The sequence below is a fragment of the Brevundimonas sp. genome (assembly GCF_027484365.1).
Taxonomy (GTDB): Bacteria; Pseudomonadota; Alphaproteobacteria; order Caulobacterales; family Caulobacteraceae; genus Brevundimonas.
This window is the reverse complement of the sequence record NZ_JAIXTC010000019.1, coordinates 164,911-191,634: the sequence shown is the minus strand read 5'-3', so window position 1 is coordinate 191,634 and position 26,724 is coordinate 164,911. Positions and strand designations below refer to the sequence as shown.

Annotated in this window: 29 protein-coding genes; 18 read left to right on the top strand and 11 right to left on the bottom strand. The window is 68.1% G+C overall.

Annotated elements, in window-relative coordinates:
* Nucleotides 1–6: 6 nt before the first annotated feature.
* Together Q0044_RS10370 and Q0044_RS10365 are read right to left on the bottom strand one after the other, a co-directional pair.
* Nucleotides 7–462 (bottom strand): hypothetical protein, encoded by a 456-nt coding sequence (locus Q0044_RS10370; RefSeq protein ID WP_298162030.1) that lies wholly within the window; start codon nt 460–462, stop codon nt 7–9.
* 75 nt (nt 463–537) lie between these two features.
* Nucleotides 538–1,146: a nitroreductase family protein gene (locus tag Q0044_RS10365; RefSeq protein WP_298162028.1), complete on the bottom strand. Its 609-nt coding sequence runs from the start codon at nt 1,144–1,146 to the stop codon at nt 538–540.
* Between the two features lie 45 nt (nt 1,147–1,191).
* Between Q0044_RS10365 and Q0044_RS10360 the strand changes: the two genes are divergently transcribed.
* The 3 genes from Q0044_RS10360 (at nt 1,192) to Q0044_RS10350 (ending at nt 2,968) form a co-directional block, all read left to right on the top strand.
* Entirely contained in the window at nt 1,192–1,842 is a 651-nt protein-coding gene (locus Q0044_RS10360; protein WP_298162026.1) for an NUDIX domain-containing protein, read from the top strand.
* 15 nt (nt 1,843–1,857) lie between these two features.
* On the top strand, nt 1,858–2,682 hold the full coding sequence (gene cysE / locus Q0044_RS10355) for a serine O-acetyltransferase (protein ID WP_524536167.1): 825 nt from the start codon (nt 1,858–1,860) through the stop codon (nt 2,680–2,682).
* Nucleotides 2,683–2,770: 88 nt separating this feature from the next.
* Nucleotides 2,771–2,968 (top strand): DUF3126 family protein, encoded by a 198-nt coding sequence (locus tag Q0044_RS10350; RefSeq protein WP_409013079.1) that lies wholly within the window; start codon nt 2,771–2,773, stop codon nt 2,966–2,968.
* A 73-nt stretch (nt 2,969–3,041) separates the two neighbouring features.
* Here the strand turns inward: Q0044_RS10350 and Q0044_RS10345 are convergent, their stop codons facing one another.
* Nucleotides 3,042–3,629 (bottom strand): hypothetical protein, encoded by a 588-nt coding sequence (locus Q0044_RS10345; protein WP_298162020.1) that lies wholly within the window; start codon nt 3,627–3,629, stop codon nt 3,042–3,044.
* Between the two features lie 101 nt (nt 3,630–3,730).
* On the opposite strand from Q0044_RS10345, the gene Q0044_RS10340 reads away from it, so the two are divergent.
* The 4 genes from Q0044_RS10340 (at nt 3,731) to Q0044_RS10325 (ending at nt 8,050) form a co-directional block, all read left to right on the top strand.
* Nucleotides 3,731–4,600 (top strand): 50S ribosomal protein L11 methyltransferase, encoded by an 870-nt coding sequence (locus Q0044_RS10340; RefSeq protein WP_298162018.1) that lies wholly within the window; start codon nt 3,731–3,733, stop codon nt 4,598–4,600.
* A gap of 51 nt (nt 4,601–4,651) precedes the next feature.
* Nucleotides 4,652–5,131 carry a hypothetical protein gene (locus Q0044_RS10335; RefSeq protein ID WP_298162016.1) on the top strand — a complete coding sequence of 160 codons (480 nt, stop codon included), beginning with the start codon at nt 4,652–4,654 and terminating at the stop codon, nt 5,129–5,131.
* A gap of 53 nt (nt 5,132–5,184) precedes the next feature.
* Complete coding sequence (locus tag Q0044_RS10330) at nt 5,185–6,996, top strand: aminopeptidase P family protein (RefSeq protein ID WP_298162014.1); 1,812 nt, start codon at nt 5,185–5,187, stop codon at nt 6,994–6,996.
* A gap of 64 nt (nt 6,997–7,060) precedes the next feature.
* Nucleotides 7,061–8,050 carry an aldo/keto reductase gene (locus Q0044_RS10325; RefSeq protein ID WP_298162012.1) on the top strand — a complete coding sequence of 330 codons (990 nt, stop codon included), beginning with the start codon at nt 7,061–7,063 and terminating at the stop codon, nt 8,048–8,050.
* Between the two features lie 31 nt (nt 8,051–8,081).
* On the opposite strand, the gene ligA is transcribed toward Q0044_RS10325, so the two are convergent.
* On the bottom strand, nt 8,082–10,397 hold the full coding sequence (ligA, locus tag Q0044_RS10320; protein WP_298162010.1) for an NAD-dependent DNA ligase LigA: 2,316 nt from the start codon (nt 10,395–10,397) through the stop codon (nt 8,082–8,084).
* 114 nt (nt 10,398–10,511) lie between these two features.
* Here ligA and Q0044_RS10315 point away from each other — a divergent pair, with 114 nt between their 5' ends.
* The 3 genes from Q0044_RS10315 to Q0044_RS10305 all read left to right on the top strand — a co-directional run bounded on the left by Q0044_RS10315 (nt 10,512) and on the right by Q0044_RS10305 (nt 12,781).
* Nucleotides 10,512–11,489: a M20/M25/M40 family metallo-hydrolase gene (locus Q0044_RS10315; protein ID WP_298162008.1), complete on the top strand. Its 978-nt coding sequence runs from the start codon at nt 10,512–10,514 to the stop codon at nt 11,487–11,489.
* A gap of 96 nt (nt 11,490–11,585) precedes the next feature.
* Nucleotides 11,586–12,215 (top strand): methyltransferase family protein, encoded by a 630-nt coding sequence (locus Q0044_RS10310; RefSeq protein WP_298162005.1) that lies wholly within the window; start codon nt 11,586–11,588, stop codon nt 12,213–12,215.
* 11 nt (nt 12,216–12,226) lie between these two features.
* Nucleotides 12,227–12,781 (top strand): hypothetical protein, encoded by a 555-nt coding sequence (locus Q0044_RS10305; RefSeq protein ID WP_298162003.1) that lies wholly within the window; start codon nt 12,227–12,229, stop codon nt 12,779–12,781.
* A gap of 44 nt (nt 12,782–12,825) precedes the next feature.
* Here the strand turns inward: Q0044_RS10305 and Q0044_RS10300 are convergent, their stop codons facing one another.
* A complete protein-coding gene (locus tag Q0044_RS10300) occupies nt 12,826–13,275 on the bottom strand; it encodes a peptidylprolyl isomerase (RefSeq protein WP_524536164.1) in 450 nt (149 codons plus the stop codon).
* Nucleotides 13,276–13,345: 70 nt separating this feature from the next.
* Between Q0044_RS10300 and Q0044_RS10295 the strand changes: the two genes are divergently transcribed.
* The gene (locus tag Q0044_RS10295) at nt 13,346–14,074 is read left to right on the top strand and encodes an RlmE family RNA methyltransferase (RefSeq protein WP_298162001.1); all 729 of its coding nucleotides are present in this window, start codon (nt 13,346–13,348) and stop codon (nt 14,072–14,074) included.
* A complete protein-coding gene (locus Q0044_RS10290; protein ID WP_298161999.1) occupies nt 14,071–15,063 on the top strand; it encodes a hypothetical protein in 993 nt (330 codons plus the stop codon). The genes Q0044_RS10295 and Q0044_RS10290 overlap by 4 nt, the downstream gene beginning before the upstream one ends.
* Here Q0044_RS10290 and Q0044_RS10285 read toward each other — a convergent pair whose 3' ends face one another.
* Nucleotides 15,064–15,609 carry a DUF2061 domain-containing protein gene (locus Q0044_RS10285; protein WP_298161997.1) on the bottom strand — a complete coding sequence of 182 codons (546 nt, stop codon included), beginning with the start codon at nt 15,607–15,609 and terminating at the stop codon, nt 15,064–15,066.
* A 143-nt stretch (nt 15,610–15,752) separates the two neighbouring features.
* Between Q0044_RS10285 and guaB the strand changes: the two genes are divergently transcribed.
* From guaB to Q0044_RS10255, 6 genes are all read left to right on the top strand, one after another.
* Entirely contained in the window at nt 15,753–17,210 is a 1,458-nt protein-coding gene (guaB, locus tag Q0044_RS10280; RefSeq protein ID WP_298161995.1) for an IMP dehydrogenase, read from the top strand.
* Between the two features lie 12 nt (nt 17,211–17,222).
* The gene (locus Q0044_RS10275; protein WP_298161993.1) at nt 17,223–17,615 is read left to right on the top strand and encodes an MAPEG family protein; all 393 of its coding nucleotides are present in this window, start codon (nt 17,223–17,225) and stop codon (nt 17,613–17,615) included.
* 8 nt (nt 17,616–17,623) lie between these two features.
* Entirely contained in the window at nt 17,624–19,042 is a 1,419-nt protein-coding gene (locus Q0044_RS10270; RefSeq protein ID WP_298161991.1) for an RsmB/NOP family class I SAM-dependent RNA methyltransferase, read from the top strand.
* Nucleotides 19,039–19,695 carry a 5'-methylthioadenosine/S-adenosylhomocysteine nucleosidase gene (locus Q0044_RS10265; RefSeq protein ID WP_298161989.1) on the top strand — a complete coding sequence of 219 codons (657 nt, stop codon included), beginning with the start codon at nt 19,039–19,041 and terminating at the stop codon, nt 19,693–19,695. The genes Q0044_RS10270 and Q0044_RS10265 overlap by 4 nt, the downstream gene beginning before the upstream one ends.
* Entirely contained in the window at nt 19,692–21,257 is a 1,566-nt protein-coding gene (guaA, locus tag Q0044_RS10260; RefSeq protein ID WP_298161985.1) for a glutamine-hydrolyzing GMP synthase, read from the top strand. The genes Q0044_RS10265 and guaA overlap by 4 nt, the downstream gene beginning before the upstream one ends.
* Nucleotides 21,258–21,546: 289 nt before the next feature.
* Complete coding sequence (locus Q0044_RS10255) at nt 21,547–22,800, top strand: tyrosine-type recombinase/integrase (RefSeq protein WP_298161982.1); 1,254 nt, start codon at nt 21,547–21,549, stop codon at nt 22,798–22,800.
* Here the strand turns inward: Q0044_RS10255 and Q0044_RS10250 are convergent.
* The 5 genes from Q0044_RS10250 to lspA form a co-directional block, all read right to left on the bottom strand.
* On the bottom strand, nt 22,757–23,047 hold the full coding sequence (locus tag Q0044_RS10250) for a helix-turn-helix transcriptional regulator (protein ID WP_298161980.1): 291 nt from the start codon (nt 23,045–23,047) through the stop codon (nt 22,757–22,759). The two genes, Q0044_RS10255 and Q0044_RS10250, sit on opposite strands and share 44 nt — an antisense overlap.
* A gap of 106 nt (nt 23,048–23,153) precedes the next feature.
* The gene (locus Q0044_RS10245) at nt 23,154–25,085 is read right to left on the bottom strand and encodes an FTR1 family protein (RefSeq protein WP_298161979.1); all 1,932 of its coding nucleotides are present in this window, start codon (nt 25,083–25,085) and stop codon (nt 23,154–23,156) included.
* 56 nt (nt 25,086–25,141) lie between these two features.
* Nucleotides 25,142–25,576: a MerR family transcriptional regulator gene (locus tag Q0044_RS10240; protein ID WP_298161978.1), complete on the bottom strand. Its 435-nt coding sequence runs from the start codon at nt 25,574–25,576 to the stop codon at nt 25,142–25,144.
* Between the two features lie 67 nt (nt 25,577–25,643).
* The gene (locus Q0044_RS10235) at nt 25,644–26,186 is read right to left on the bottom strand and encodes an MAPEG family protein (RefSeq protein ID WP_298161977.1); all 543 of its coding nucleotides are present in this window, start codon (nt 26,184–26,186) and stop codon (nt 25,644–25,646) included.
* On the bottom strand, nt 26,183–26,707 hold the full coding sequence (lspA, locus tag Q0044_RS10230; RefSeq protein ID WP_298161976.1) for a signal peptidase II: 525 nt from the start codon (nt 26,705–26,707) through the stop codon (nt 26,183–26,185). Before lspA ends, Q0044_RS10235 begins: the two co-directional genes overlap by 4 nt.
* Nucleotides 26,708–26,724: the final 17 nt, after the last annotated feature.

Genomic DNA, 26,724 nt, shown 5'->3' with positions numbered 1-26,724 from the left:
CGGTGATCAGCCGACCATGGCCGCAGGCATAATCGAGCCGTAGCAGCCTGTGATGAAGGGAGCGCCGTTGGGAGCCCGCCCTGGTGCGGGGCATGTGAGCACCCGGCCATCGTTCATCGGCACGAGATAGGTCCGCCGCTCGGCAGTGTCGGGGATCGCCGTCTCATCGCCCATGCAGTCGGCCCGGCCATTGGTGTGAAGGGTCTCGGTGACCAGCCACAGGCCGTCTGTGTCGCGCACGATGCGGAACCGCTTGTTGACCCTCTCCTTGCCGCTCTCGACCAACAGCCGGTCACCCGGGCCGAACGCCCAGGTTTCCGTGCAGATGGGGCTTCCGTTTGCCATCTCGTCTGTGCGGAAGATCCATACGCCGTCAGGCGCAAACGGCTCTGTGTCCTGTGCGAGGCCCGTCGTTGCGGTGAGCAGGGCGAACAGCACGCCCATGAGTCCATATCGCTTCATCGGCATCCTCCTGTTCCTTGACCGCAATGACTCATGGTCCGACCGAAAAGCAAAGACAACTCCCTGAACAAGGGCTCAGGGCAGGGTGGTCGTCAGCGTCGCGACGTTCGGCCGGTCGCGTTCCAGCAGCGGCTCGGCCGCCGTGCCGAGATGGATGAAGCCGGCGACCTTTTCGCCCTCGCGGACCCCGAACAGGGCCACGGCGTCGGGGTCATAGCTGTACCAGTCGGTGATCCAGCTGGAGGCAAAGCCGAAGGCCGAGGCGGCGTGCTCCAGGTTCATGCAGACGGCGCCGGCGCTGAGCTCCTGTTCCCAGACGGGCTTTGAGGCCGGGGCGGCGGTCGAGATGACCAGCACGGTGATCGGGGCGCCGGTCAGCTTGGCGAGGACGGCCCGGGCCTTGGGCGGCAGACCCTTGTCGACGGCCATGGCGCCGAGTTGTTCGGCGATCTCCGCTCGGCTGACCGGACCCAGGACGACGAACCGCCACGGGAAGAGTTTGCCATGGTCCGGCGAGCGTGCGGCGAGGGTCAGGATGTCGGTGATCTGGGTCGCATCGGGGCCCGGCGTGGTCAGGGCCTGGGCCGGGGCCGAGCGGCGGGTGGCCAGCCGGGCCAGCATCTCGGACGACGGCGTGGGTGGGGGCAGGGGCGCCCCGAGATCGACGGGAGGAGGCAGGGTCATACGCTCTAGCTATGCGTTCGGCGCCCGGGGCGCCATATGCCGCCGATGAGTGATTCCCGCGACGATTTTGACGCCGACCGGCCCGCGCCTTCATGGGACACACACCCGCCCGCGCGGCCGGTGTGGAAAAGCGACGGCGACGCCATCCTGTTCGAGAATCCGTGGCTGACCCTGACCTCGCATCCGGCGACGGCCCCGACGGGGGCCGAGGCGACCTATGTCGTCATGCGGCCGAAGAACCTGTCGGTCGGGGTCCTGCCCATTCATGCCGACGGGACAGTGACCCTGGTCGGTCAGGCGCGGTTCGCCCTGGCCAACTATTCCTGGGAGATGCCGGAGGGCGGGGCACCGTTCAACGAGGATCCGCTGGACGGCGTCAAACGGGAGCTGGCCGAGGAGGCCGGCCTGGCGGCAAAATCCTGGCGCGAGGTGCTGCGGATGGAGATGTCGAACTCCATCACCGACGAGCGGGCCATCGCCTGGCTGGCCTGGGACCTGTCGGAGGTGGAAAAGGCACCGGATCCCACCGAGGTGATCGAACTGGCGCGCGTGCCCTTCATGACCCTGATGCGCGAGATTGACCGGGGTGCGGTGCGCGACACCTTTACGGTGGCTACCGCCCTTCGGGCCTACCATATGGCCAGGGAGTCGCTGATCCCGGGCTGGCTGGCGCACGCCATGCTGACGCGGGTATGATGGCCCATGGAGCCCATGATGCCCAAGCTTGAAGTCGTCGCCTCCCAGGACAGCATGTGGACCCAACTTCGGGCCTCCGCAGAGGCGGCCGCGCGCAGCGAGCCGCATCTGGGCTCGCTGATGAACGCGACCATCCTGTCGCACATCGACCTGGCCAATGCCCTGAGCTTCCAGATCGCGCGCAAGATCGGCGACGCCGAACTGGCGCCCATGAGCGTGCGCGAGGTCTGCGCCTTCGCCTACTGGTCGGACCCGACCATCGTGGCGGCGGCGGAGGCCGATTTGCAGGCGGTGGCCGAGCGCGATCCGGCGATCAAGACGCTGTTGCAGCCGTTCCTCTATTTCAAGGGGTTCCAGGCGCTGCAGGCGTCGCGGGTGGCCCACTGGCTGTGGACCCAGGGACGCGAGACCCTCGCCTTCCACTTCCAGAGCCGGATCTCGGAGCTGTTCCAGATCGATATCCATCCGGGCGCGCGTCTGGGCTCCGGCCTGTTCCTCGACCACGGAACCGGCATCGTGATCGGCGAGACGGCGGTGGTCGGCGACGAGGTGTCCATGCTGCACGGCGTGACCCTGGGCGGGACCGGCGCCGAACGCGGCGACCGCCATCCCAAGATCGGCAAGGGCGTCCTGCTGGGCGCGGGCGCCAAGGTGCTGGGGAACATCACCGTCGGTGACTATGCCAAGGTCGCTTCGGGCTCGGTGGTGCTGAAGCCGGTACCGGCAGGATGCACCGTGGCGGGCGTGCCCGCGCGACTGGTCAACTGTCCGACGGACGCGACGCCAGCCCGGACGATGGACCATACCCTGGCCGACGTCGTCTATGATTTCGTGATCTAGGCCTGACGGGCTTTCCTTGGCGGGACCGGTTCTCTAGGGTCCGCGCCTTCAATCCAGACTCCCGAGGCCCGCCGTGAACGAAGCAGACATGAAGCGTATCGAGACGCACCTTAAGCGTACCTTCAACACCGGCGGCATCATCGTGAAGGCGCGCGCCAAGGTGAACGACTCCGCCGAGGTCTATGTCGGCGACGAGTTCATCGGCGTGGTCTTTGACGACGAGGACGAGGACGGCAGCTTCATGTTCGAGATGGCGATCCTCGCCGAGGACCTGCCCGCCGACTGATCCGGCGCAGGATGCCAGACGCAAAAACGCCGGGCGGTGCGAACCGCCCGGCGTTTCTCGTTTCAGACGAGGATCAGCGTTTGCCGAAAATCGCGTCCGCCAGTTTGTCGAAGAAGCCCTTCTTCGGCGCGGGAGCAGCCGGGGCGCTCGCGGCCGGAGCCGTGGCGGGCTTTGCAGGGGCGACCGGCGCAACAGGTGCAGCCGCGACGGCGGGCTTCGGCGCCGGTGCAGGCGCCGGAGCGGCGGCGACGGCAGGCTTGGCGGCCGGAGCGGCCTTCGCCGCGGGCTTTGCGGTGGCTTTCGGAGCCGGCTTGGCTGGAGCCTTCGCAGCGGCGGGCTTGGCAGCGGCCTTCGCCGGCGACTTGGCGGCGGTCTTCGGCGTGGCGGCCTTGACCGGGGGCTTCGGCGCAGCGGCCTTCGTTGCGGCCGGAGCCTTGGCGGCAGGCTTTGCGGCGGCCTTCGGAGCCGGCTTGGCGGCGGGCTTGGCTGCCGCCTTCACGGGCGCCTTCGCGGCCGGAGCAGCCTTCACGGCGGCGGGTTTGGCGGCGACGGCGGGCTTGGCCTCGGCAGGTTTGGCCGTTTTCGCAGTCGACTTCGCGGCTGCTTTAGGCTTGGAAGCGACGGACGCTTTAGGCGACGCAGTAGACGGTGACTTGGCCATGTATTCCCCGACCCCTCGGTTGGAACGATCGCGACCAATGCGGGAGAGCATGGGCGCAAACTCAATAGTATCGATTCGCAATGATACCGGTGTTTGAATAAATGTCCCACAACCCCGTCCAGATTATCGCCCGCGGCTCTCGGGCCGCCGCTGAAGCGGCGGCCGAAGCCATCGATTCCGACGTCCTGCTGGAGGGCGCCACCTATTCGATCCTCGAAGAAGACGAGGATCGCGACATCTGGCGCATCGACGCCTTCCCGACCTCGGAGGAAGAGGTCGAGGCCCTGACCGCCCGTCTGGCCGATCATCCCGGCGTGACCGTCAAGGTCGAGCCCCTGGCCGACGCAGACTGGCTGGCCATGTCTCTGTCGGGCCTGCCGCCGGTGCGGGCGGGACGGTTCTTCGTCTACGGTGCCCACGACCAGGGCCGGGTGCCGCCGAACGCGGTGAACCTGAAGATCGATGCGGGCGCGGCCTTCGGAACCGGGCATCACGGGACGACCGTCGGCTGTCTGGTGGCCTACGACGAACTGCTGAAGCGCGAGCGGTTCGAGAAGGTTCTGGATGTCGGTTGCGGCACGGGTGTTCTGGCGATCGCGGCGGCGCGGACCGGGGCGGCCCTGGCGGTCGGGACCGACATCGACGCGCCTTCGGTGCGGATCGCCAACGAGAACGCGAAGCTGAATCAGGCCAATGCGAAATTCGTTCACGCCTCGGGCCTCAACGACATGAAGGTGCGGGCCGGCGCCCCCTATGACCTGGTGTTCGCCAACATCCTGGCCCCGCCGCTGGTCGCCCTGTCGCAGGACATCAAGATGAGCCTGCGCATCGGGGGCGTGGCGATCCTGTCGGGCCTGTTGCGGACCCAGGAGCGGCGCGTGTCTGCAGCCTATCTGTCGCGCGGCTTCCGGCTGGAGCGGCGGATTCACCGCGATGCCTGGAGCGCCCTCGTCCTGCGCAGGATGGCCTGACGGAACAACGGCAAAGCGGCGCCGTTCTGCTGGCTCAATGGAGGGTTTCCCGTGAGCCAGTACGATCCGAATATCGACCCGAACGCCACCGTCGAGCGGGTGGTGGTCACCGAGCCCGTCTACACCGAGACGGTCATCGTCCGTCGCGACTCGAGCGCCGGCTGGTGGATCGCCGGCGGTCTGGCCGCCGCGGTCCTGATCGCCGTGCTGTGGATTCTGTCGTCCGGCGGGCGCGACGATGAAACGGAGCTCGCCCTGGCGCAGGCCCAGGCGGACGCCGTCGCGGCCCAGGCGCGTGCAGACGAGGCCGTGATCCAGGGGCAGATCGCCGGTGCCCAGCAGAGCGTCGACATCGCCCGGATGGACGCCGCGCGCGCCCAGGCGGACGCGGCTCGCGCGACCAGCCAGGCTCGGGCCGAGGTCGCCCGCGCCGTCGCCCAGCCGGCCCCGGTGATCATCACCGTCCCGGCCGCCCCGCCCGCTCCCGCATCGGCCCCGGCCTTGATCACGAGCACGACGCCGCAGAACTGATCCCGTGCGTTCGCCCCTTCCCCAAAAGCGGGAGGGGGCGCTATGCGTGCGGCATGCGCCAGTCCTTCGACGAAACCACCTCGCCGTCCTTCGGGGCCAAACACCTTCCCTTGGTACGCGCCGCCATGGCGCAGCAGGGCCTGGACGGCTTCCTCGTGCCGCATGAGGACGAGCATCAGAACGAATATCTGCCCGCTGCCAACGACCGGCTCGCCTGGCTGACCGGCTTCACCGGCTCGGCCGGCGCGGGCGTGGTGATGAAGGACAGGGCCGCTGTCTTCGCCGACGGTCGCTACACCGTCCAGGTCCGGGCCCAGGTCGACGCGGGCCAGTTCGAAATTCTGGACCTGGTCGAGGGCGGGGTGCCTGCCTATCTGGAGCGCGCGCCGGCCGGGGCCGTGATCGGCTACGATCCCCGCCTGCACAGTCCCGACGCCCTGGCGACGCTGAAGCGCGCGGCGGCGAAGGCGGGCGCCAGTCTGAAGCCCGTCGACAGCAATCCGGTCGACGCCGCCTGGGCCGAGGCCCGCCCGGCCCAGCCGCAGGCCCCTGTCGTGCCGCATGAGGACCGCTATGCGGGAGAAACGAGCTCGTCGAAGCGTAGGCGCATCGGCGAAGCCGTGACCGCCGCTGGCGCCGACGCCGTCGTCCTCACCGCGCCGTCCTCGATCGCCTGGCTGTTCAATGTGCGGGGAGGGGACGTCATCCGCTCGCCCCTGCCACTGGCCCAGGCCATCGTCGCCGCCAACGGCACGGCCATGCTGTTCCTGGATCCGGCCAAGGTCACCAACGAACTGCCCGGCTGGCTCGGGGACGACGTCACCCTGATGACCCCGGACGTCCTTCCGCAGGCGCTTGAGGGGATGAAGGGGTTCAAGGTCCTGATCGATCCGGCCCAGTCCTCGGCCTGGTACTTCGACCGGCTGGAGCTGGTCGGTGCGACCGTCGTTCGCGGCATGGACCCCTGCGCCCTGCCGCGCGCGGCCAAGAACCCGGTCGAGATCGAGGGCTCGCGTCAGGCCCATATCCGTGACGGCGCGGCGCTCGCGCGGTTCCTCCATTGGGTCGATACGGTGGCCCAGGTCGAACTGCCGGACGAGCGCGGCGTGGTCGAGGCGCTGGAGCGGTTCCGCGAGGAGACCGGGGCGCTCAAGGATCTCAGCTTCGACACCATCGCCGGGGTCGGACCGAACGCGGCGCTTCCGCACTACAAGCCCGTCACCCGCACGATCCGCAGGATGGAGCCGGGCTCCCTGCTGCTCGTCGACGGCGGCGGCCAGTATCTGGACGGCACCACGGACGTGACCCGTACCATGGCCATCGGCGAACCCTCGGCTGACCAGCGCCGGATGTTCACCCTGGTGCTCAAGGCCCATATCGCCATGGCCGTGATCCGCTTCCCGGTCGGGACCAGCGGGCACCAGCTGGACGCTCTCGCTCGGGCGCCGATGTGGATGGCGGGGTTCGACTACGACCATGGCACGGGCCACGGCGTCGGCTCCTACCTCGGGGTCCACGAGGGGCCGCAGCGGATCGCCAAGGCGGTGAACACCCAACCGCTATTGACTGGCATGATCCTGTCCAACGAGCCCGGCTACTATCGCGAGGGTCACTGGGGCATCCGCATCGAGACCCTGCAGGTCGTGACTCCGCCCGAGCCGATCCCCGGCGGCGAGCGGCCGATGCACGGGTTCGAACAGCTGACCTTCGCGCCGCTGGACCGGAAGCTGATCGACGTCACGGCCCTGACCGCCGACGAGCGGGCCTATGTCGACGCCTATCACGCCGAGACCCTGGCGAAGGTGGGGCCGTTGCTGGACGGCGAGGCGAAGGCCTGGCTTGAGGCGCAGTGCGCCCCGCTTTGAGGGACTTGCACGTGACGTTGTGAGACCCGATTTCGGGGTCTCGTCCACCGCAGGAGATCGCCCCATGAAGACCCGTCGTCTCGGACCGAACGGTCCCGAAGTTTCGGCCATCGGCCTGGGCTGTATGGGGATGGCGTCCTTCTACGGCACGCCATCGGACGAGTCCCAGGCCACGGCGGTGATCCACCGGGCGCTGGAACTTGGGATCAACTTCTTCGATACGGCCGAGATGTACGGCCCCCACACCAACGAGATCCAGGTCGGCAAGGCGCTGGCCGATCGACGCGACAAGGCCTTCGTGGCGACCAAGTTCGGCATCGGCTACAATGCGGACCGCACGGCGCTGAAGGTCGACGGCTCGCCTGCCAATGTGCGTCGCGCCATCGAGGGCAGCCTGACCCGGCTGGGGATGGACCACGTCGACCTCTACTACCTGCACCGCGTCGATGCGGACACGCCGATCGAGGAGACGGTGGGGGCGATGGCGGAGCTGGTTAAGGAGGGCAAGGTCCGCTTCCTCGGTCTGTCTGAAGCCGCGCCGGAGACGATCCGCCGGGCCCACGCGACCCATCCGATCACGGCGCTGCAGACCGAATACTCCCTGTGGAGCCGCGAGCCGGAGGACGGGATCCTGGCGACCGTGCGCGAGCTCGGAATCGGCTTCGTGCCCTACAGCCCGCTGGGACGCGGTTTCCTGTCCGGCGACATCAAGTCGATCGCCGATCTCGAGCCGGGCGATTTCCGCCTGTCCAATCCGCGCTTCCAGGGCGGGAATCTCCAGAAGAACCTGAACCTCGTCGAGGCGGTCAAGGGCATCGCCCACGACCGGGGCGTGACGGCGGCCCAGCTGGCCCTGGCCTGGGTGCTGGCCCAGGGTGACGATCTGGTCCCGATCCCGGGCACCCGCCGGATCGCGACGCTGGAGGACAATGCAGCGGCCCCGGACATCGTGCTGACGGCCGCGGACCTCGAGGCGATCGAGGCCGTCTTCCCGAAGGACGCCGCCTCTGGCCACCGCTATGCGGAGGCGGCCCGAGGCGCGCTGAACCGGTGAGGCGGCGTCCTTCTCCCGCAGGGGAGAAGGATCACGAAATCAACGCCAGCCACTCGTCCTCGGTGAGGACGGCGACGCCGTGCTTCTGCGCCTCGGCCAGTTTGGACCCGGCGCCGGGGCCGGCGACGAGGTAGTCGGTCTTCTTCGATACGGATCCGGACACCTTGGCGCCGAGGCTTTCGGCCCGCGCCTTGGCCTCGTCGCGGGTGAAGCGTTCGAGCGAGCCGGTGAAGACCACGGTCTTGCCGGCGACCGGGGTGTTGGCCTTGGGTCGTTCAGCGTCCTCGATGGTGTTCAATTCGGCGACCAGGGCGTCGACAACGCGCTGGTTATGCGGTTCGTGGAAGAATTCGGCGACGGCGCGGGCCGCGACGGGGCCGACGCCCGAGATGCCCGCGATGTCTCCGAGCGTCATCGACGGGCCTTCCTCGCGAGCGACGCGGGCCAGTTCGACGATGCTTGCCCAGTCGGTGACCAGCCCGCCCAAGGCCCGGCGGGCGGGCGTGGCGACGCCGGGGAAGGCGAGGGCCAGCTTCTGGTCCAGCGGCGCCTCCGGCCAGGGATCGGCGGGCGACAGAACGGCTGAGGCCATGACCGACAGGGTCCGGGCGGACACGCCGTGACCTTCGGACAGTCGTGTCCACTCGGGCGAGGGCATGCCCGATGCGGCTGCGAGCGCGGCGGCATGGAAGCTCGTCCAGTCGCCGAAATGCCGGGCCAACAGCAGGGAGGTCTGGTCGCCGATGTCGCGGATGCCGAGGCCGAACAGCAGCCGCTCCAGGGCAATGACGCGGCGGGCGTCGATGCCGGCGACGAGGTTGCGGACGCTGGTCTCGCCATAACCGTCCTCGGCGCGGAGCTGGTCCAGCTTCTCCGCATCGCGGGCGAGGCGGAAGATGTCGGCCGGCTCGTGGATCCAGCCGCGCTCGTGGAAGGCGGTCAGCTGTTTCTCGCCCAGACCCTCGATGTCGAAGGCGCGGCGGGAGACGAAATGTTTGAGCCGTTCGACCAGCTGGGCGGCGCAGACCAGGCCGCCGGTGCAGCGACGGCGGACCTCGCCCTCGGGCCGGACGGCTTCCGAACCGCAGACCGGGCAGTGGGTCGGGAAGACATAGGGGACGGCGTCGGCGGGGCGTTTGTCGGCCACGACAGAGACAATCTGGGGGATGACGTCGCCCGCGCGTTGCAGCACGACGGTATCGCCGATCCGCACATCCTTGCGGGCGATCTCATCCTCGTTGTGCAGGGTGGCGTTGCGCACAACGACGCCGCCGACGGTGACGGGGGCGAGGCGGGCGACCGGGGTCAGGGAGCCGGTGCGGCCGACCTGGATGTCGATGCCCTCCAGCACTGTGGTCGCCTGCTGCGCCGGGAATTTGTGGGCGATGGCCCAGCGGGGGCTGCGCGAGACGAAGCCCAGACGGGTCTGCCAGTCCAGCCGGTCGACCTTGTAGACCACGCCGTCGATGTCATAGCCGAGTTGCGCGCGATCCGTTTCGAGACCGCGATAGATGGCGATCAGGCCGTCGGCGCCCTCGACCCGGGTCGAGCGCGGATTGACCGGGAAGCCCCAGGATTTGAACGCCTCCAGAGCCTGTTCTTGCGTCTCTGCGAACGGCTCGGAGGTCTCGCCCCAGGCGTAGGCGAAGAAGCTCAACGGACGGTGTGCGGTCACCGTCGGATCGATCTGACGCAGCGATCCGGCGGAGAAGTTGCGGGGATTGGCGTATGTGCGACGACCGGCGGCCTCGGCCTCCGCGTTGAAGGCGGCGAAGGCCTCGTTGGGGGCGTAGACCTCGCCCCGCACCTCGATCAGGGCCGGCCAGCCGGAGCCCTTCAGCCGATGGGGGATGTCGGCGAGGGTCTTCAGGTTGGCGGTGATGTCCTCGCCCGCCCGGCCGTCGCCGCGCGTCGCGCCCTGGACCAGAATGCCGTTTTCATAGCGCAGGTTGGCGCTGAGTCCGTCGATCTTGGGTTCGGCCACGAAGGCGATCAGCTCGTCCTGGGGCAGGTTCAGGAACCGCCGGATGCGGGCGACGAAATCGGTCACGTCACCGTCGTCGAAGGCGTTGTCGAGCGACAGCATGGGCACGCCGTGGCGCACTTCGGCGAACTGGCTGGAGACCGGCGCGCCGACCTTTCTCGACGGCGAATCGTCGCGGACCAGGGCGGGGAAGCGGGCCTCGATAGCGAGGTTGCGCAGGCGCAAGGCGTCGTAGTCGGCGTCGGATATCTCGGGAGCGGCCTCGGCGTAGAGGGCGTCATGGCGCGCCATCTCGGCGGCGAGCCGGGCCAGTTCAGCCCCCGCTTCGGCTTCGTTCAGGGATTCGACGGTCGGTTCGGCCATGCTCACGGTTTAGCACCGCCCGCGGGCGCGGCCAGCCGGGTCGATCATACGAATTTATGCGGACGGGGCGGACGGGTGAGGCTATCTCTGAAAGGAAGTATCCAGAGAGTCTTCATGTCCCGACCCCTTCGCGCCGCCGCCCTCGCCTCCGTCGCAACCCTGATCCTGTCCGGCTGTGCGGGCATGACCGAGACCCCGGCTGCGGTCGAAGCGCCGGTTGAAACCGCCGCCGCTCCGTCCGTCAGCTACGACCAGTTGATGGCCGATGTGCGGACCCTGTCGGCGGACGATATGGAGGGCCGGGACACGGGCGCGCCGGGCGGAGAGCGGGCCCGGGCCTATATCGTGTCCCGGCTGGAGGCGCTCGGCGTCGCCGCTCCGCCGATGGGCCGTCTGCAGCCGTTCGAGGCCCAGGGGCGCACCCGCGAGGGACCGAAGACCTTCCACGGCGTCAATGTGCTCGGTCTGATCGGGGGCACGCGGACGCCGGATCGCTACATCGTCATCACTGCCCACTACGACCACGTCGGTGTGAACGGCGGCCAGATCTACAACGGGGCGGATGACAACGCCTCGGGCGTCGCGACCATGCTCGAGATCGCCGCACGCCTCAAGGTCAGCAAGCCCGACCACAGTGTGATCTTCGTCGCCTTCGACGGCGAGGAGCGCGGGCTTCTGGGCGCCAAGCATTTCGTCCAGGCGCCGCCGGTGCCCCTGTCGTCGATCGCCATGAACCTGAACTTCGACATGATCGCGCGTGCCGAAACGGATGGTTTCCTGTGGGTCACGGGTACCTATCAGCACCCGACCTTCCGGCCGATCCTTGAAGACATTCCGGCGAACGGCGCCGTGTCCCTGGCCTTCGGCAAGGATACGCCGCAGGACACGGGCGAGGACAACTGGGTTGAGGCCTCGGACCAGGGCGCCTTCTTCAACGCCCAGGTGCCGTTCCTTTATCTGGGCGTGAACTACCACCCCGACTATCATCGGCCGTCGGATGATTTCGAGCGGATCACCCCGTCGGTGTTCCAGAGCGCGGTCGAACTGTCCTGGTCAGCGTTCCGGGCGCTGGATCAGGGTCTGGATCGCTGACCGCAGGCGATTTTCACTTGCAAAGATAGCTCTTGCGCGAAGCGTTGCATCGGCGCTTCGGTCTCCGGATCAACAAGGGGGGGCATGGAAACGACCATGACGACGGTGAGTACCGATGCGTTCGATCTTCAGCGGATCCAGAGAATCCGGAAATGGGCCATCGGCCTGTCCCTGCTGGCAGTGGTCGTGCTGGCCATGTTCAGCGCCACCCGGTGGGGGCAGGGGCCAACCCATGAAGCGGTAGAGTCTGTCGGCCTCGGCGCGATCATCATCAGCATCGTCGGGCGCGCCTGGTGCTCGCTCTACATCGGCGGGCGCAAGAAGGCGGAGGTGGTGTCCACCGGCCCCTATTCCCTGAGCCGCAACCCGCTTTATGTCTTCAGCTATGCCGGAGCCTTCGGGGTCGGCGCCCAGACCGGCAGTATGGTGATCGCCGTTCTGTTCGTGTTGATCGCCGTCGTCGTCTTCCACTTCACGATCGAGAAGGAGGAAGCCTGGCTGACCGCCGAGTTCGGCGACACCTACAGGGCCTATATGGCGCGCACGCCCCGCTGTGGCCCCGACTTCTCGAAATGGCGCGACGAGGAGGATCTCAGCATCAAGCCGCGGTTCTTCCTGACGACGATTCGTGACGGGCTGGTCTTCCTGCTGGCCATTCCGGTCTTCGAAGGTATCGATATGGCCCAGGCCGCCGGCTGGTTGCCGGTTCTGCTGTATCTGCCCTGAGGACGACGGCCATGCGCACCGTCATCGTGTTGAGCGCCGTCGGCCTGACGCTGGCCGGCTGCGATTTGTTCAACGCGCCGGCGAAGCCGGCCGATCCCGGCGGGGAGACGCCCTCGACCGCGCCCGCGCCTGCGGGTGCCGGAAATTTCGCACACAGCCAGGGCGAGGACCTGTCCGGCTACTACCAGGTCGGCGAGGCCCAGGTCGGACCCGGCGACTTTTCCCTGATGCATCTGTTCGTCGGCCAGGCGCAGGCGTTCGCCGACTGGGAGACGGGCAAGCGGTCCGCGACCTTCGCCCCGGTGATGCTGGAATTCCTTGTTCCCGGCGAGACGACCGAGCGGGTTCTGCCCGACAGTTACTCGGTCAGCGACGGCCGTATCCGCATGACGGGCAACGGTTCGAACGGCGACCGGATCACCTTCGACGGCCAGTTGAACGTCGGAACCCTCGCGACCGCGCGGCGCAATCTGGGCGGCTCTGAGGAGCCGGCCATCACTGCGACGATCCGGATCGGCGACCAGAGCTGGTCCGGGGTCAAACTGAACTGGTACGGCGGCGACTGACGCCTAACGAAAAGGGCGGCTTGTGAGAGCCGCCCTGATCCGTTCTAGTTGACCGTCGCCTTGACGATCTTGCCCGGCGCGCGGGGCGGTTCGCCCTTCGGCAGGGCGTCGACGTGGTCCATGCCTTCGATCACTTCGCCCCAGACCGTGTACTGGCGGTCCAGGAAGGTCGCGTCGTCCAGGCAGATGAAGAACTGGGAGTTGGCGCTGTCCGGGTTGGACGTGCGGGCCATCGAGCAGACGCCGCGCACGTGCGGCTCCGACGAGAATTCCTGCTTCAGGTTCGGCTTCTTGGATCCCGAGGTGCCGGTGCCGGTCGGATCGCCGCCCTGGGCCATGAAGCCCGCGATCACACGGTGGAAGACAACGCCGTCATAGAATCCTTCGGTCGCCAGCTCGGTGATGCGGGCCACGTGGCCGGGCGCGAGGTCGGGGCGCAGCTTGATGACGACGTCACCGGTGTCGAGGGTCAGGGTCAGGGTCTGGTCGGCCATGTGGCGCTCCATTTTCGGATGATTGGCGGGGGTCATAGCCGCTGAGGGCCGTGGGCGCTATGTGGGAGCGATGAGTGACGACGAAAAGCCCACATCCGCGCCTGCCGAGCCTGCGCGCCGCCGTATGGTCCGCCCGCCCACCGGCGGGACGGCCGCCGGCCGGGGCATGGGTGGCAAGATCAAGACGGCCGAGAAGAAGTCGATCTCGTCCATCGAATGGATCAAGCGCCAGCTGGCCGATCCCTGGTCCGAGAAGGCGCGCGCCGAGGGCTGGCGGAGCCGCGCAGCGTTCAAGTTCAGCGAGATCGACGACCGCTTCCGGCTGGTCAAGAAGGGGTCGCGGGTCATCGATCTGGGTGCGGCGCCCGGCGGCTGGATCCAGGTCTGCGTCAATCGGGGCGCGACCTCGGTGGTCGGAGTCGACCTGCTGCCGATCGAGCCGATCCCGGGATCGACCCTGATCCAGGCCGATTTCACCGAGCCCGGCGTGGACCGTCAGCTCATTGAGGCCCTCGGCGGACCGCCGGACCTGGTGCTGTCGGATATGGCGCACAACACCGTCGGACACCGCCAGACGGATCACCTGAAGATTATCGCCCTGATCGAGATCGCCTCGGAGTTCGCCATCCGGACCCTGAGGCCCGGCGGGCATTTCGTGACGAAGAATTTCCAGGGCGGGGACGCCGGTCACGTTCTGGCAGACCTGCGCGCCAACTTCCAGGACGTGAAATACGTCAAGCCCGCCGCCAGCCGGAAGGGTTCATCGGAGGTCTATCTGGTGGCGTTGAACAAGCGATGATCCTGACGGCGATCCTTCTCGCGGTCGCCCTTCAGGGAACGCCTGATGAAAGGCGGGTCCCGCTGGACGACCTCACGGGCCTCACTGTTGCCGAGGTCGAGGCTCGCACCGGGGCTGCGCCGGGCGTAGAACCTCGCGACGCGATACGGATTGTCGACGGCGGGCGAACCCTGGAACTGTATCCGCTTCGTCGATTCTGGCGACAACCGACCCGCGACGACGCGGGCTGCCTGACCGGTTTTGAGGACGGGTCGCCCGGGGACAATCCTGTCGAAAGGAGCCGCGGTCTGGCGACCAGCACGGGTCTGCTTGCGTTCGAGGACGGTCGCCTGCTGGGCGTCTACCGCGATCCGTCGACGTCCCCGCCGGCCTCCATCCGCGCTCCAGCTGCCGTGACGGCACCGCGGGAGCAGTTGCGCCAGCCGCGACCGGCTTCGGCGCTGGCGGTCGGTCCGGGTCGATTGCCGCTTTCCGACGGAGCAGCCGTGCTGGGGCGACTTGAGCCATCTTCCGTCGGCTCCGCGCTGGTCAGCCTCTGCAGAACACTGCCGGCATCGACCTACCGAAGCGATCCGGGCATGGACCTCCTCTGGGGGCTCGTCGGCCTGGCGGCCTTGCCGGCCGTGCCATTCCGTCGGGCCGCGGAGGCACGCGCTGATCGCGATGGCGGAGCCTTGCTGGCGTCCGTAGAGGCAGGGGAGGACCTCGGCATGTCGCCCGAGGACAGGGCGGGTCCTGTTCGCGGCACACGGGTTCTTCGAGATCCGGCCGATCCGGAGTTCGCGGTCATTGCGATCAGGCTGGGATCCGGCACAGACACGGTGGCGAAGGTCGGCCTGCTGGGAGTCCGCGGCCTGACCGTGATCTGGAAGGTCGAGCGGGACGCCGCCGATCACACCGGCCTCAGGGCCCTGATTTGCAGGGATCCGGACAACCGCTCGACGAACACACGGCCCGGCTGTTCTAGCACGGGGTTCCTGTTGCCCTGATCAGGCGGAGGCCATTCCCGTTGATCGGGCGGCCTTCCGGGCCTCGGTTCGGCGCCAGACCGCATCGTGGATAGCGAAGAAGATCATCTGCACCAGCGGCTCGATCACCCCGACGGTCAGGGCCACGCGCCAGTCCCGCGTGATGGCGTAGGCGACAGTGACGGCAACGGCGAAATGCATGACGCCATAGGTGACCGTCTTCAGCGCGATGTTCTTGAGCGAGGGCAGGGCGTGGCTGTGGCCGTGATGGCCGTGGGCGCGGGACTGTTCCTCGGCGTTCATGACGTCGAGGCGTGCGGTGAAGGCCTCTGCGGTCTCTTCCATGCCACTGCGCATCCGCCGACGCTCGATCCGGTGCCAGACCCGGTCGTGGAAGGAATAGGCGACGGTCTGGAAGAAGGGTTCGACCAGGCCGATGGCGAGAGCCATGCGCCAGTCGCGGGTGATGGCGAAGGCCACCAGCATGGCGACGACGAGGTGCATCACGCCGTAACTGGCGATCTTGAGCGCGAGGCTCCGCACGGATCGGGCGAGATTGGCGACCATCAGGCGTTTAAATGTTAGCCATGGCTGAAAGTTTCAAGCTCTGCTGAAAAATTTTCGAGCGTGGCAAGCCGCCGGACGCGGGCCATTGTGGTTGACTTCGCACCCGCGAAAGAGGATAGGCGGCCCGCAAAACGGAGACTCCCATGGAGATTCGCGAAGGGCTCACCTTCGACGATGTTTTGCTTGAACCCGGTCCGTCAGAGATCATGCCCGCAGACGCGGACGTCTCGACCCGGCTCACTCGCGACATCAGGCTGAACATCCCTCTGACCTCGTCCGCCATGGACACGGTCACCGAAAGCCGGCTGGCCATCGCCATGGCCCAGGCCGGCGGTCTGGGCGTGCTTCACCGCAACATGACGGTGCAGCAGCAGGCCGATCAGGTGCGCGAGGTGAAGCGGTTCGAGAGCGGCATGGTCATCAATCCGGTGACGATCCGCCCGGAGACCACCCTCGGCGAGGTTCGCGCGATTGTGGCGGCCCGCAAGATCAGCGGCTTCCCGGTGGTCGACGCCGGCGGCAAGCTGGTCGGCATCCTGACCAATCGCGACATGCGGTTCGACACCGATCCGAACCGCACCGCCGCCCAGCTGATGACCACGGGCGACCTGGTCACGGTTCGCGAAGGCGCCGGCAAGGACGAGGCGCGGCAGTTGCTGCGCGACCGCAAGATCGAGCGGGTCATCGTCGTCGATGAGGACTATCGCGCCACCGGCCTGATCACGATGAAGGACATCGAGAAGGCCCAGGCCCATCCTCACGCCGCCAAGGACGACCAGGGCCGGCTGCTGGTCGGCGCCGCCTCGACGGTCGGGGACGCCGGCTACGAGCGGGCCATGGCCCTCGCCGACGCGGGGTGTGACGTGGTCGTCATCGACACCGCCCACGGCCACTCGGCCCAGGTCGCGCGGGTGGTCGAACGCATCAAGCGCGAGAACAACCGGCTCCAGATCATCGCCGGCAATATCGCCACCTATGACGCCGCCCGGGCCCTGATCGACGCGGGCGCGGATGCTGTGAAGGTCGGCATCGGTCCCGGCAGCATCTGCACCACCCGCATCGTCGCCGGCGTCGGCGTGCCACAGCTGACCGCCATCATCGATGCGGTCCGGGCGGCGAAGGACTCCGGCGCGCCGGTCATCGCCGACGGCGGGATCAAATATTCGGGCGACCTTGCCAAGGCCATCGCGGCGGGCGCCTCGGTCGCCATGATGGGCTCGATGTTCGCCGGCACCGACGAAAGCCCGGGCGAAGTCTTCCTGTACCAGGGCCGCAGCTACAAGTCGTACCGTGGCATGGGCTCGGTCGGCGCCATGGGAGCCGGCTCGGCCGACCGTTACTTCCAGAAGGAGGTCGAGGACTCCCGCAAGCTGGTGCCCGAGGGCATCGAGGGCCAGACACCCTACAAGGGTCCGATCGCGCCGGTACTGCACCAGATGGTCGGGGGGCTGCGCGCCGCCATGGGCTATGTCGGGGCCGCCACCATTGCGGACCTCCAGGAGCGTGCACGGTTCGTCCGGATCACCGGCGCGGGTCTGCGCGAAAGCCATGTCCACGACGTGATGATCACGCGCGAGGCGCCGAACTATCGGCAGGGATAGCAGATGTTCAACATGACGCCCGAGCTCACCTATGCGGCCCTGGCCATCCTGCTGGCGGTGGTGCAGATCTTTCTGCCCGCCACCGGCCGGACCCTGCAGCACGGGCCGAAGTGGAACGCCGGGCCGCGCGACGCCGCGGTTCCGCCGTCCAACGTCATCACCGGCCGGCTGGAACGGGCGCAGGCCAATCTCTACGAAACCCTGCCCCTGTTTCTCGGTGCCGTCCTGATCGCCCATGTCGCGGGCGAGGACGGATTTCTGACGTACTGGGGCGCTACCCTCTATTTCTGGGCGCGCGTCGTCTATGTGCCCCTGTACGCGTTCGGCGTCACGGGCCTGCGCAGCCTGGCCTTCCTCGCATCGCTCGCCGGTCTCCTGATGATCGTCGCCGCCCTGTTCATCTGAAAGTTTAAGTGACCCCAGCCGCTCGCCTCGCCGCCGCCGCCGCCATCATCGACCGCATCAGTGCGGGCAAGGCCCCGGCCGAGGCCGTCCTGAAGACCTGGGGGACCGAGAACCGCTACGCCGGCTCCAAGGACCGTCGGTCGATCGCCGACCAGGTCTACAAGGTCATGCGCGCCCGCGGCCGTCTGGTCTGGGCCATGGGCGGGCGGGAGGACGGCCGCGCCCTGGTCATCGGCGCCCTCAGCCTGATCGACGGCCTGTCGGTCGAGGAGATCGAGGCGCTCCACTCCGGCGACGGATACGGCCCCAAGCCCCTGTCGAAACAGGAACGCAGCCGCATCAGCCTGACCGACGACGGGCCGCCTGCCTGGGCGCTCGCGGGGCTGCCCGAGTTCGTGGTCGAGGACTTCCGGAACACCTTCGGCGATCGCTGGGCCGAGGAGGCCGCAGGCCTGATGGTCCCGCGCGCCCCGATCGACCTGCGTGTCAACGCCGCCAAGGCGACGGTCGACGAGGTCATGGCCGAACTGCGCGAGGCCGGCCTGTCGCCGCAACGCACGCCCTGGTCGGCCTGGGGCCTGCGCCTTTCGGCCGAGCCGCCGCCCAACGTCCAGGCGCTGGAAGCCTTCAAACAGGGCCGTATCGAGATCCAGGACGAGGGCAGCCAGATCACCTGCTGGCTCGCGGGCGTCCGGCCCGGCATGACCGTGGTCGACTATTGCGCCGGGGGCGGGGGCAAGACGCTGGGCCTGGCGATGCAGGGTCTGGCCGTCGGCGCCTCGCGGGTCGAGGCCGCGCCTGCCGGGCCCGAGCGGATCTGGACCCCGACCGGCTGGGTCGACGCGCCGAAGTCGAAGTCCAAACGGGCGACCATCGCCAGGGCTGAGGGCCGTCTGATCGCCTGCGATGTGGTGCAGAAGCGGCTCGACAACATCCGGCCCCGGCTGGCCCGCGCCGGAGTCGAGGCCGAGCTGATCCATCTGGGTCCCAACGGCGGCGGGGTCGAGGACATCATCGGCGTCGCCGACGTTGTCTTCGTCGATGCGCCCTGCACCGGTTCCGGCACCTGGCGTCGCCGGCCGGAGGACGCCTGGCGTCTGAAGCCGGAAGAGGTCGACCGGATGCATTCGTTGCAGATCGCCATCCTCGCGCGGGCGGCAAAGCTGGTGAAGCCGGGCGGACGACTTGTCTATGTCACCTGCTCGATGCTTCGGATCGAGAACGAGGCGACCCTGGACCATTTCGAGGAGGATCATCCGTCCTTCGCCCCGGTCGCGATCGCCGAGGGTCTGTCGTCGTCGGGCTTCACTGACGCCGGCCGCAACAAACTGGCTGAACTGGCCCATGGCGGCCATCGCCTGCGTCTGTCCCCGGCCACGGCCGATACCGACGGCTTCTTCGCCGCCGTCTATGAGCGGCAGGCGTGAGCGAGACCTTCGAGCTGACGAACTTCGGGCCGTTGACGGTGCTGTGCGTCATGGCGGCCCAGGCCGAGTACGGCCCGGCCCTGAGGGCGCGCATCAGGCCGCTGGTCACCGGCGTCGGCCCGGTCGAGGCGGCGGTGGAGACGACGGCGGCGCTGGCGCGACTGGCGGCCGAGGACCGGCTGCCGGACGTGCTGATTTCGCTCGGCTCGGCCGGCTCGCAAAAGCTCGAGCACGCCCGCGTCTACTGGGTGGACGAGGTCGCCTATCGCGACATGGACGCCTCGGCGATCGGCTTTCCCAAAGGCGTCACCCCCTTCCTCAACGAGCCCGCCAGCCTGACCCTGGCCAGCGGCCCGGCGGGCCAGCCCTATGCGCGGCTGGCGACCGGCGCGAGCGTCGTCACCGGCGAGGCCTATGACGACATCGATGCCGACATGGTCGATATGGAGACCTATGCCGTCGTCCGCGCCGCCGCGAAGTTCGGCGTGCCGGTCATGGGTCTGCGCGGCATTTCGGACGGCAAGGCCGACCTGACCGGCCTGTCCGACTGGACCGACACGCTTTCGGTGATCGACGAGGGACTGGCCGAGGCGCTGGACCTGCTGAAAGCCGAATTCGAACGCCTGACCGCCGATCCCATGGAGCCCGCATGACCGCCGCAACGACTGATCACCAGAAGGTCCTCATCGTCGACTTCGGCAGCCAGGTGACGCAGCTGATCGCGCGCCGTCTGCGCGAGGCCAGCGTCTATTGTGAGATCCATCCCTATGCGAAGGCCGAGGCCGCTCTGGCGGCGCTGAAGCCGGCAGCGATCATCCTGTCGGGCGGCCCCGAGAGCGTCCACGAAGAGGGCAGCCCCCGCGCGCCCCAGGCCGTGTTCGAGGCCGGGGTGCCGGTCCTGGGCATCTGCTACGGCGAGATGACCCTGTGCGAACAGCTGGGCGGCAAGGTCGAGGGCGGCCACACCCGTGAGTTCGGCCGCGCCGAGATCACCGTCCAGAAGGCTTCGCCCCTGCTGGCCGGCCTGGCCCCGGTGGGTGAGGACGAGACCGTCTGGATGAGCCACGGCGACAAGATCGTCGCCATCCCCGAAGGCTTCGACGTCGTCGCGACCTCGGCCGGCAGCCCCTATGCCGTCATCGCCGACGAGACCCGCCGCTTCTACGGCGTCCAGTTCCACCCCGAGGTCATGCACACCCCGCGCGGCGCGACGATGCTGAAGAACTTCACCCATGGCATCGCCGGGCTGAAGGGCGACTGGACCATGGCGGCCTATCGCGACGAGAAGATCGCCCAGATCCGCGAACAGGTCGGTTCGGCCAAGGTGATCTGCGGCCTGTCCGGCGGGGTCGACAGCTCGGTCGCCGCCGTCCTGATCCACGAGGCGATTGGCGACCAGCTGACCTGTGTCTTCGTGGACACCGGCCTGCTGCGCAAGGACGAGGCGACCCAGGTCACGACCCTGTTCCGCGAGCACTACAATATCCCGCTCATACACGTTGATGCGTCGAAGGAATTCCTCGGCGAACTGGCGGGCCAGTCGGATCCCGAGACCAAGCGCAAGACCATCGGCCGCGTCTTCATCGAGATCTTCGACCGCGAGGCCGGCAAGATCGAGGGTGCCGAATTCCTGGCGCAGGGCACCCTCTATCCAGACGTGATCGAGAGCGTGTCGTCCTCCAGCGGCAAGGCCCATGTGATCAAGAGCCATCACAATGTCGGGGGCCTGCCCGACTATATGAAGCTGAAACTGGTCGAGCCCCTGCGCGAACTGTTCAAGGACGAGGTCCGCGCCCTCGGCCGCGAGCTCGGCCTGACCGACGCCTTCGTGGGTCGTCATCCGTTCCCCGGACCGGGCCTGGCCATCCGCATCCCCGGCGAGATCACCCCCGAGGCCGTCGAGACCCTGCAACAGGCCGACGCCATCTATCTCGACGAGATCCGCAAGGCCGGTCTGTACGACAAGATCTGGCAGGCCTTCGCCGTCCTGCTGCCGGTCAAGACCGTCGGCGTCATGGGCGACGCCCGCACCTACGAAAAGGTCCTGGCCCTGCGCGCGGTCAGCTCGACTGACGGCATGACCGCCGACTTCTTCGAATTCCCCTGGGACGTGCTGGGCAGGTGCGCGACCCGGATCGTCAACGAGGTCCGCGGCGTCAACCGCGTCGTCTATGACGTGACGTCGAAGCCGCCCGGCACGATCGAGTGGGAATGATTCAGAGCCTTCTGAATCTTTTCAGAGCGCTTCCGAAAGTCGCGCTAAAACACTGACTTATAAGATAAATGCTTTTGCAGCCTCTCGATACCTTTCGAGGGGCTGCTTTCGTCTGCGTCGGTCCCTCTGACGGTCCCGCAGCCATTGCCCGCCGGGACTCCGCTCCATACCGTCAGAGGGCCGAGAGGGTCCTGACGGTCTTTTTTTGAGCCAAGCAATGGATTTGGTTCAGGAAAATGATCCCGAAAGACCTCGAAAGCGCCTGACGGTCTTTTGGAGTCAAAACGGCATGCTTACCGACGCCGCATTGCGGAATATTCGCCCGAAATCAAAGTCTTACAAAATGACCGACAGGGACGGTCTGTACCTGCTGATCTCGCCCAAGGGCGGCATCGCATTCAAGTACGACTACCGCTTCAACGGGCGGCGGGAATCCGTGACGCTGGGCTCCTACGGACCGGCCGGCCTGTCGCTCGCCAAGGCCCGAGAGAAGGTCATCGACGCCAAGCGGATGATCGCGGAAGGCGTCTCGCCCGCCCTGGAGAAGCAACGGGCCAAGCGCCGCCTGCAACAGGCCCGGAGCTTCGAGCATGTGGCCCAGCGCTGGATGGACCATGCGCCCATGGCGGACAGCACCCGCAACATGCGGCGGTCCATCTTCACCCGGGAAATCCTGCCGCAATGGCGCAACCGGCTGCTGAACGAGATCACGCCCAACGACCTTCGCGCCCACTGCAAGACGATCGTCGAGCGGGGCGCGCCGGCGACGGCCGTCCACGTCCGCGACATCGTCAAACAGATCTACGCCTACGCCATCCTGCACGGGGAGAAGATCGACAACCCCGCGGACGGGGTCGGGCCGGCCTCCATCGCCACCTTCCGGCCCAGGGACCGGTCGCTGTCGCCGACGGAGATCCGCATCGCGCTGAACCTGTTGGGGGAGGTGGCCACCCTTCCGACGATCCGTCTGGGCCTGAAGTTCGTCCTGCTGAGCATGGTCCGGAAGAGCGAGCTCCAGGACGGGGTCTGGGATGAGGTGGATTTCGCCAACGCCGTCTGGTCGATCCCGAAGGAGCGGATGAAGCGGTCGAGGCCGCACAACGTCTACCTCTCGACCCAGATGCTCGACATCCTGATCGCGCTGAAGACCTGCGCCGGGAACTCGCGCTACATCCTGCCGTCCCGCTATGACGCCGATGCGCCGATGTCGCGGGCGACCTTCAACCGGGTGACCTCGGCGATCGCCGAGCGAGCGCGCGAGCGGGAGCTGCCCCTAGAGCCCTTCACGGTCCACGACCTGCGGCGGACCGCCTCGACGCTTCTGCACGAGATGGGGTTCAACTCGGACTGGATCGAGAAATGCCTCGCCCACGAGGAGCGGTCGTCTCGCGGCGTCTACAACAAGGCCGAGTTTGAGGCGCAGCGTCGTCACATGGCCCAGGAGTGGTCAAACGCCGTGGACGCCTGGGAGGCCGGGCGGGCGTTCACCCCCGTGCTCGTCATCCCGGAAACGGCCGGTCCTCGGTTCGATCCGCGACTCTGACCGGGCGGGTGACCCGCTTGCGCACATCGGGCGGCGGGGCCCTGCGGATGGGCTTGGCCCGGCGAAGGGCCAGCCAGGCCTCGACCTCGGCAAGGTCCCAGACGACGCAGCGCGGCGTCAGCAGGAACCGCCTCGGGAACTGGCCGCGCTGCTCCATCTCCCAGATCGTGCTGTCGGCCAGCGGCACCATCTGGCGCAACTGGGGCTTCTTGATCGTGCGCCTCAGCGGCGGGTCGGCCTGGGCCATCGAAGATCTCCACATTGTCGTGGGAATCGAACTCGAAAGACCGCGGCACGCCTACCGCCAACCTCTCCACCGTTAGCTTACGGCCGCGAACGGCCACTGGACCGCCTCAATGAGCCGGACCGACCGCTTTCGGCGCCGAGGTCCGGGCGAAGCCGACCACGAGGATGGCGATGGTCAGAAGTTGGACCCCGACGCCCTCGACCGTGGGGTAGAGGCCGAGGATTTCGATGCGGGGGACCCAGGCGAGCGGATGAACGTCGAGCCAGCCCGCCTCCTGCAGCGCCGCCACGCCCTTGCCGACGAGGATGACCGACAGGACGGCCATCAGGATCGAGCTCAGCGAGAAGAACCGGCCGATCGGCAGGCGTTTGCTGTAGGCCAACAGCGCCCAGGCCACGACGGCCAAGATCGCCACCGCGGTAAGCGCGCCGGCCAGCATGCCGAGATGGCCGCCCTGGCTCCAGATCGCGGCATAGAACAGGATGGTCTCGAACACCTCGCGGTAGACCACGACAAAGGCCAGCAGGAACAGGAACCAGGCCGACCGCTTCGAGAGCGCCGCAGAGAGCTTGTCGCGGATATAGGTCTGCCAAGCGTCGGCGTGCGACTTGCCGTGCATCCAGATACCGACGGAGACGAGCACGACCGCCGCCAGAAGCGACCCGAACCCTTCGGTGAGCTCCCGGCTGGCGCCGCTGATGGAGATGAAGAATGTCGCGGCCGCCCAGGTGGCGCCGCCGGCGACCAGAGCCGCCACCCATCCGCCGTGGACGTAGCGCAGCACCTCGGGCCGTTCGGCCTTCCGAAGGAAGGCGATCATCGCCACTACGATGAGCAAGGCCTCCAGCCCTTCGCGAAGCAGGATGGTGAAGGCGCCGAGGAAGCTGGCGAGATTGTCCGCCTCCTGGGGCGCGAGCGCGCGCTCGGCGGTGTCCAGCAGAGCGTTCAGACGGGCGACCCGATCCGCCACCTCTTCGGCCGGCGCGCCCTTGCTGATCGAGGCGCGAAGCTCGGTCATGGCCGTCTCGACCCGACGCAGGAGGGCGCCGTCGCGAGCGCCGAGCGCAGGCTCCACGGGTTCGAAACCATCGAGATAGGCCGACAGGGCCAGGTCCGTGGCGGCCTTGCGGTCGCCCCGGCGATAGGCGGCCTCGCTTTCGGCCAGACGCGTCCGGGCCAGGGTCAGGGTCGAGCCCTGAGGACGGCTCGCCGCCTCTGGATGGCGACGCAGATAGGCCGTGACCGCGCGCGCCTTGGTCTCGCCGATGCGCCTCGCCAGGTCCGCCGGCGTGGCCTGGGTGACGGCGGCCAGATCGGGATAGGCGGCGCGGATCGCCGGGTCGCTCTCCCAAAGGCGCTGGCCTTCGGCGGCCTCGGCGTCGGTGAAAGCGAAACGGCCCACATAGAAGGCCAGGGCCCAGCGATCCTCGGCCGGCAGGTGTGCGAAGCTGGCCATCGCCGTGCCGTCGAGGCCCTGGTCGATCACCTGATAGAGACCGAACACGCTGCGCTGACGGGCGCGCTCCACGTCCGCGAACGCGATAGGAGGCGGATCGAGCCCTTCGGCGCCGGCGCCGTCGGCGCGTCCCGTCGCGCCATGGCAGACCGAGCACTGCTCGGCGTAGAGCGCCGCACCCCTGGCCAGATCGGGCGGGAAGGACGGCGCGAGCGGGCTCGGATAGGCCGTCAGCACCGCGCCGGCGAGAGCCTTCGCCTGGTCGCCCACGACGCGCGGGTCGGCCTTGTCTCGAATGGCCGCCTGCAGGGCGACCGCGTCGCGCACCAGACCCGCCTTGGCCGGATGGGAGGGCAGAGCGTCCAGCCGCGTTCGGATCTGGCTGCCGAACTCAACCATCTCGCCGTACTCGGCCGGATTGATCACCTCGCCGTTCGCCACCGCGCCGGCGTAGTCGACCGCCACATAGTCGAGCAGTCGCCAGGCGACCTGCGCCTCGGCGGCGGACGGAGCCTGGGCGAGGGCGGGCGCGGCCAGCCCAAGGGTGAACACCAGGGCGAGCAGACGGAGCAGAGGACGCATGGGGAACCTAGTTGTGAGCGGCTCGCATTAGCATTCGAGCCGAGAGACTGTCGCGCTTAAAGCGTCGCCGCGTGATCGTGCAGGGCTTCAATCACCTTGCAGGCGGAGACCCGGCCGCCGGCGCATTCCGCCGTCATCCGGGAAAGCTCGCGCTGGAGAGCCTTGAGCTGGGCGATCTTCTGCTTCACCTCCGCGAGGTGACGCTCGGCGATGACGTTGGCCTCCGCGCAGGGCCGGTCGGGGTGATCGGACAGATCCAGCAGGGAGCGGATCGAGTCCAGATCGAAGCCCAGTTGACGCGCATGGCGGATGAACGACAGGCGGCGCTCCGCCTCGTCGTCGTACAGGCGTCGATCGCTGGCGGTGCGCGGCGGCGCGGGCAGCAGCCCGATCTGCTCGTAGAACCGGATGGTCGGTATCTTGACGCCGGTGGCGGCGGCGAGCTTGCCGATCGGGCGCAGCCCTGATGACGCAGGAGAGGGCAGGGTCATCGCGCCACCATGGGTCGGAAGCCGAATAAACAGAAGCCGAAAGGCGGGTGGACCGTCTTCGAACGGATCATCGGCCAAGCGCCAGCAGGACCAGGGTGATGCCGAAGGCGCCGATCGTGGAGGCGCCGGTGAGCGCCATGCCGAAGGCGCGCGCGGCGGCGCCCCTGGCGTAGCCAGCCGCGAACAGCACCCGGCCGACCAGATAGAGGGCGACCAGAACCGGCACGAGGATCATTTCCTCGCCCGGCAAGACGGTGGCCAGGATCAGGTGGGCGCCGACCGCGAGCAGGGTCTGTTCAAGGGAGTTCTGAAGCACGGCGGCCGGCACGGCGAGCCGGGCGCTGGGTGGGCCATAGGCCGCGCCGGGCCGGTCGGCGTCCGACCGGTAGCGAATGCTGGCGACGGTCCTGAGGCAGCCCCCGAGCCACAGAAACACCGGCAGGTCCGCCTTCAGGGCGTAGGCGAGCCGATCGGCGGTCGCCATGTCCGCCGAGGCGCCCAGCAGCGACGGCGGAAGCCACAGCCAGGCCAGCGCCACAGCGGCGGCGGTCAGGCCGACGGCGAGCGCCGACCGGACGCGGATGGCCTTCTGTTCGGCGGAAGGCGTCATTGCGCGCTCCGTTCCAGGATCGGTGACGAGGCGGGGCCGTTCACGCCTCGGGCGGCCAGCAGAAGCAGCCCGACGCCGCAAACGATGGCCGCATCGGCCAGGTTGAAGGTGGGCCAGTGGGCGTCGCCCCAATGCAGATCGATAAAGTCGGTCACCGCGCCGAACCGGAGGCGGTCGAGCAGGTTTCCCGAGGCTCCGCCGACGAGAAGGCCCGCGGCCGCTGCGGTCAGAGGGCTGCGGGTCCGCCAGATCCACACGAGCAGCGCGCCGATGATCAGCAGGGTCAGGCCGCTCAACGCCCAGCGTCCGGCGGCGCCGGAGTCGGCGAAAAGGCCGAAGGTGACGCCCGGATTGAACCCCAGCCGCAGCGCCAGAAAGGGTGTGAGGTCCACCGCGGTCTCGAGCCGGGCGCGCGCCAGCGCCTTGGCGCCCTGGTCGATGGCGGCGATCACGGCGGCAAGCGCGAGAGCCGTCGCCTGGAGGCGGCCAGGGCCGCGACGCGCCGGAAATACTGTGATCATGGTGCCTCCTGTTGTCG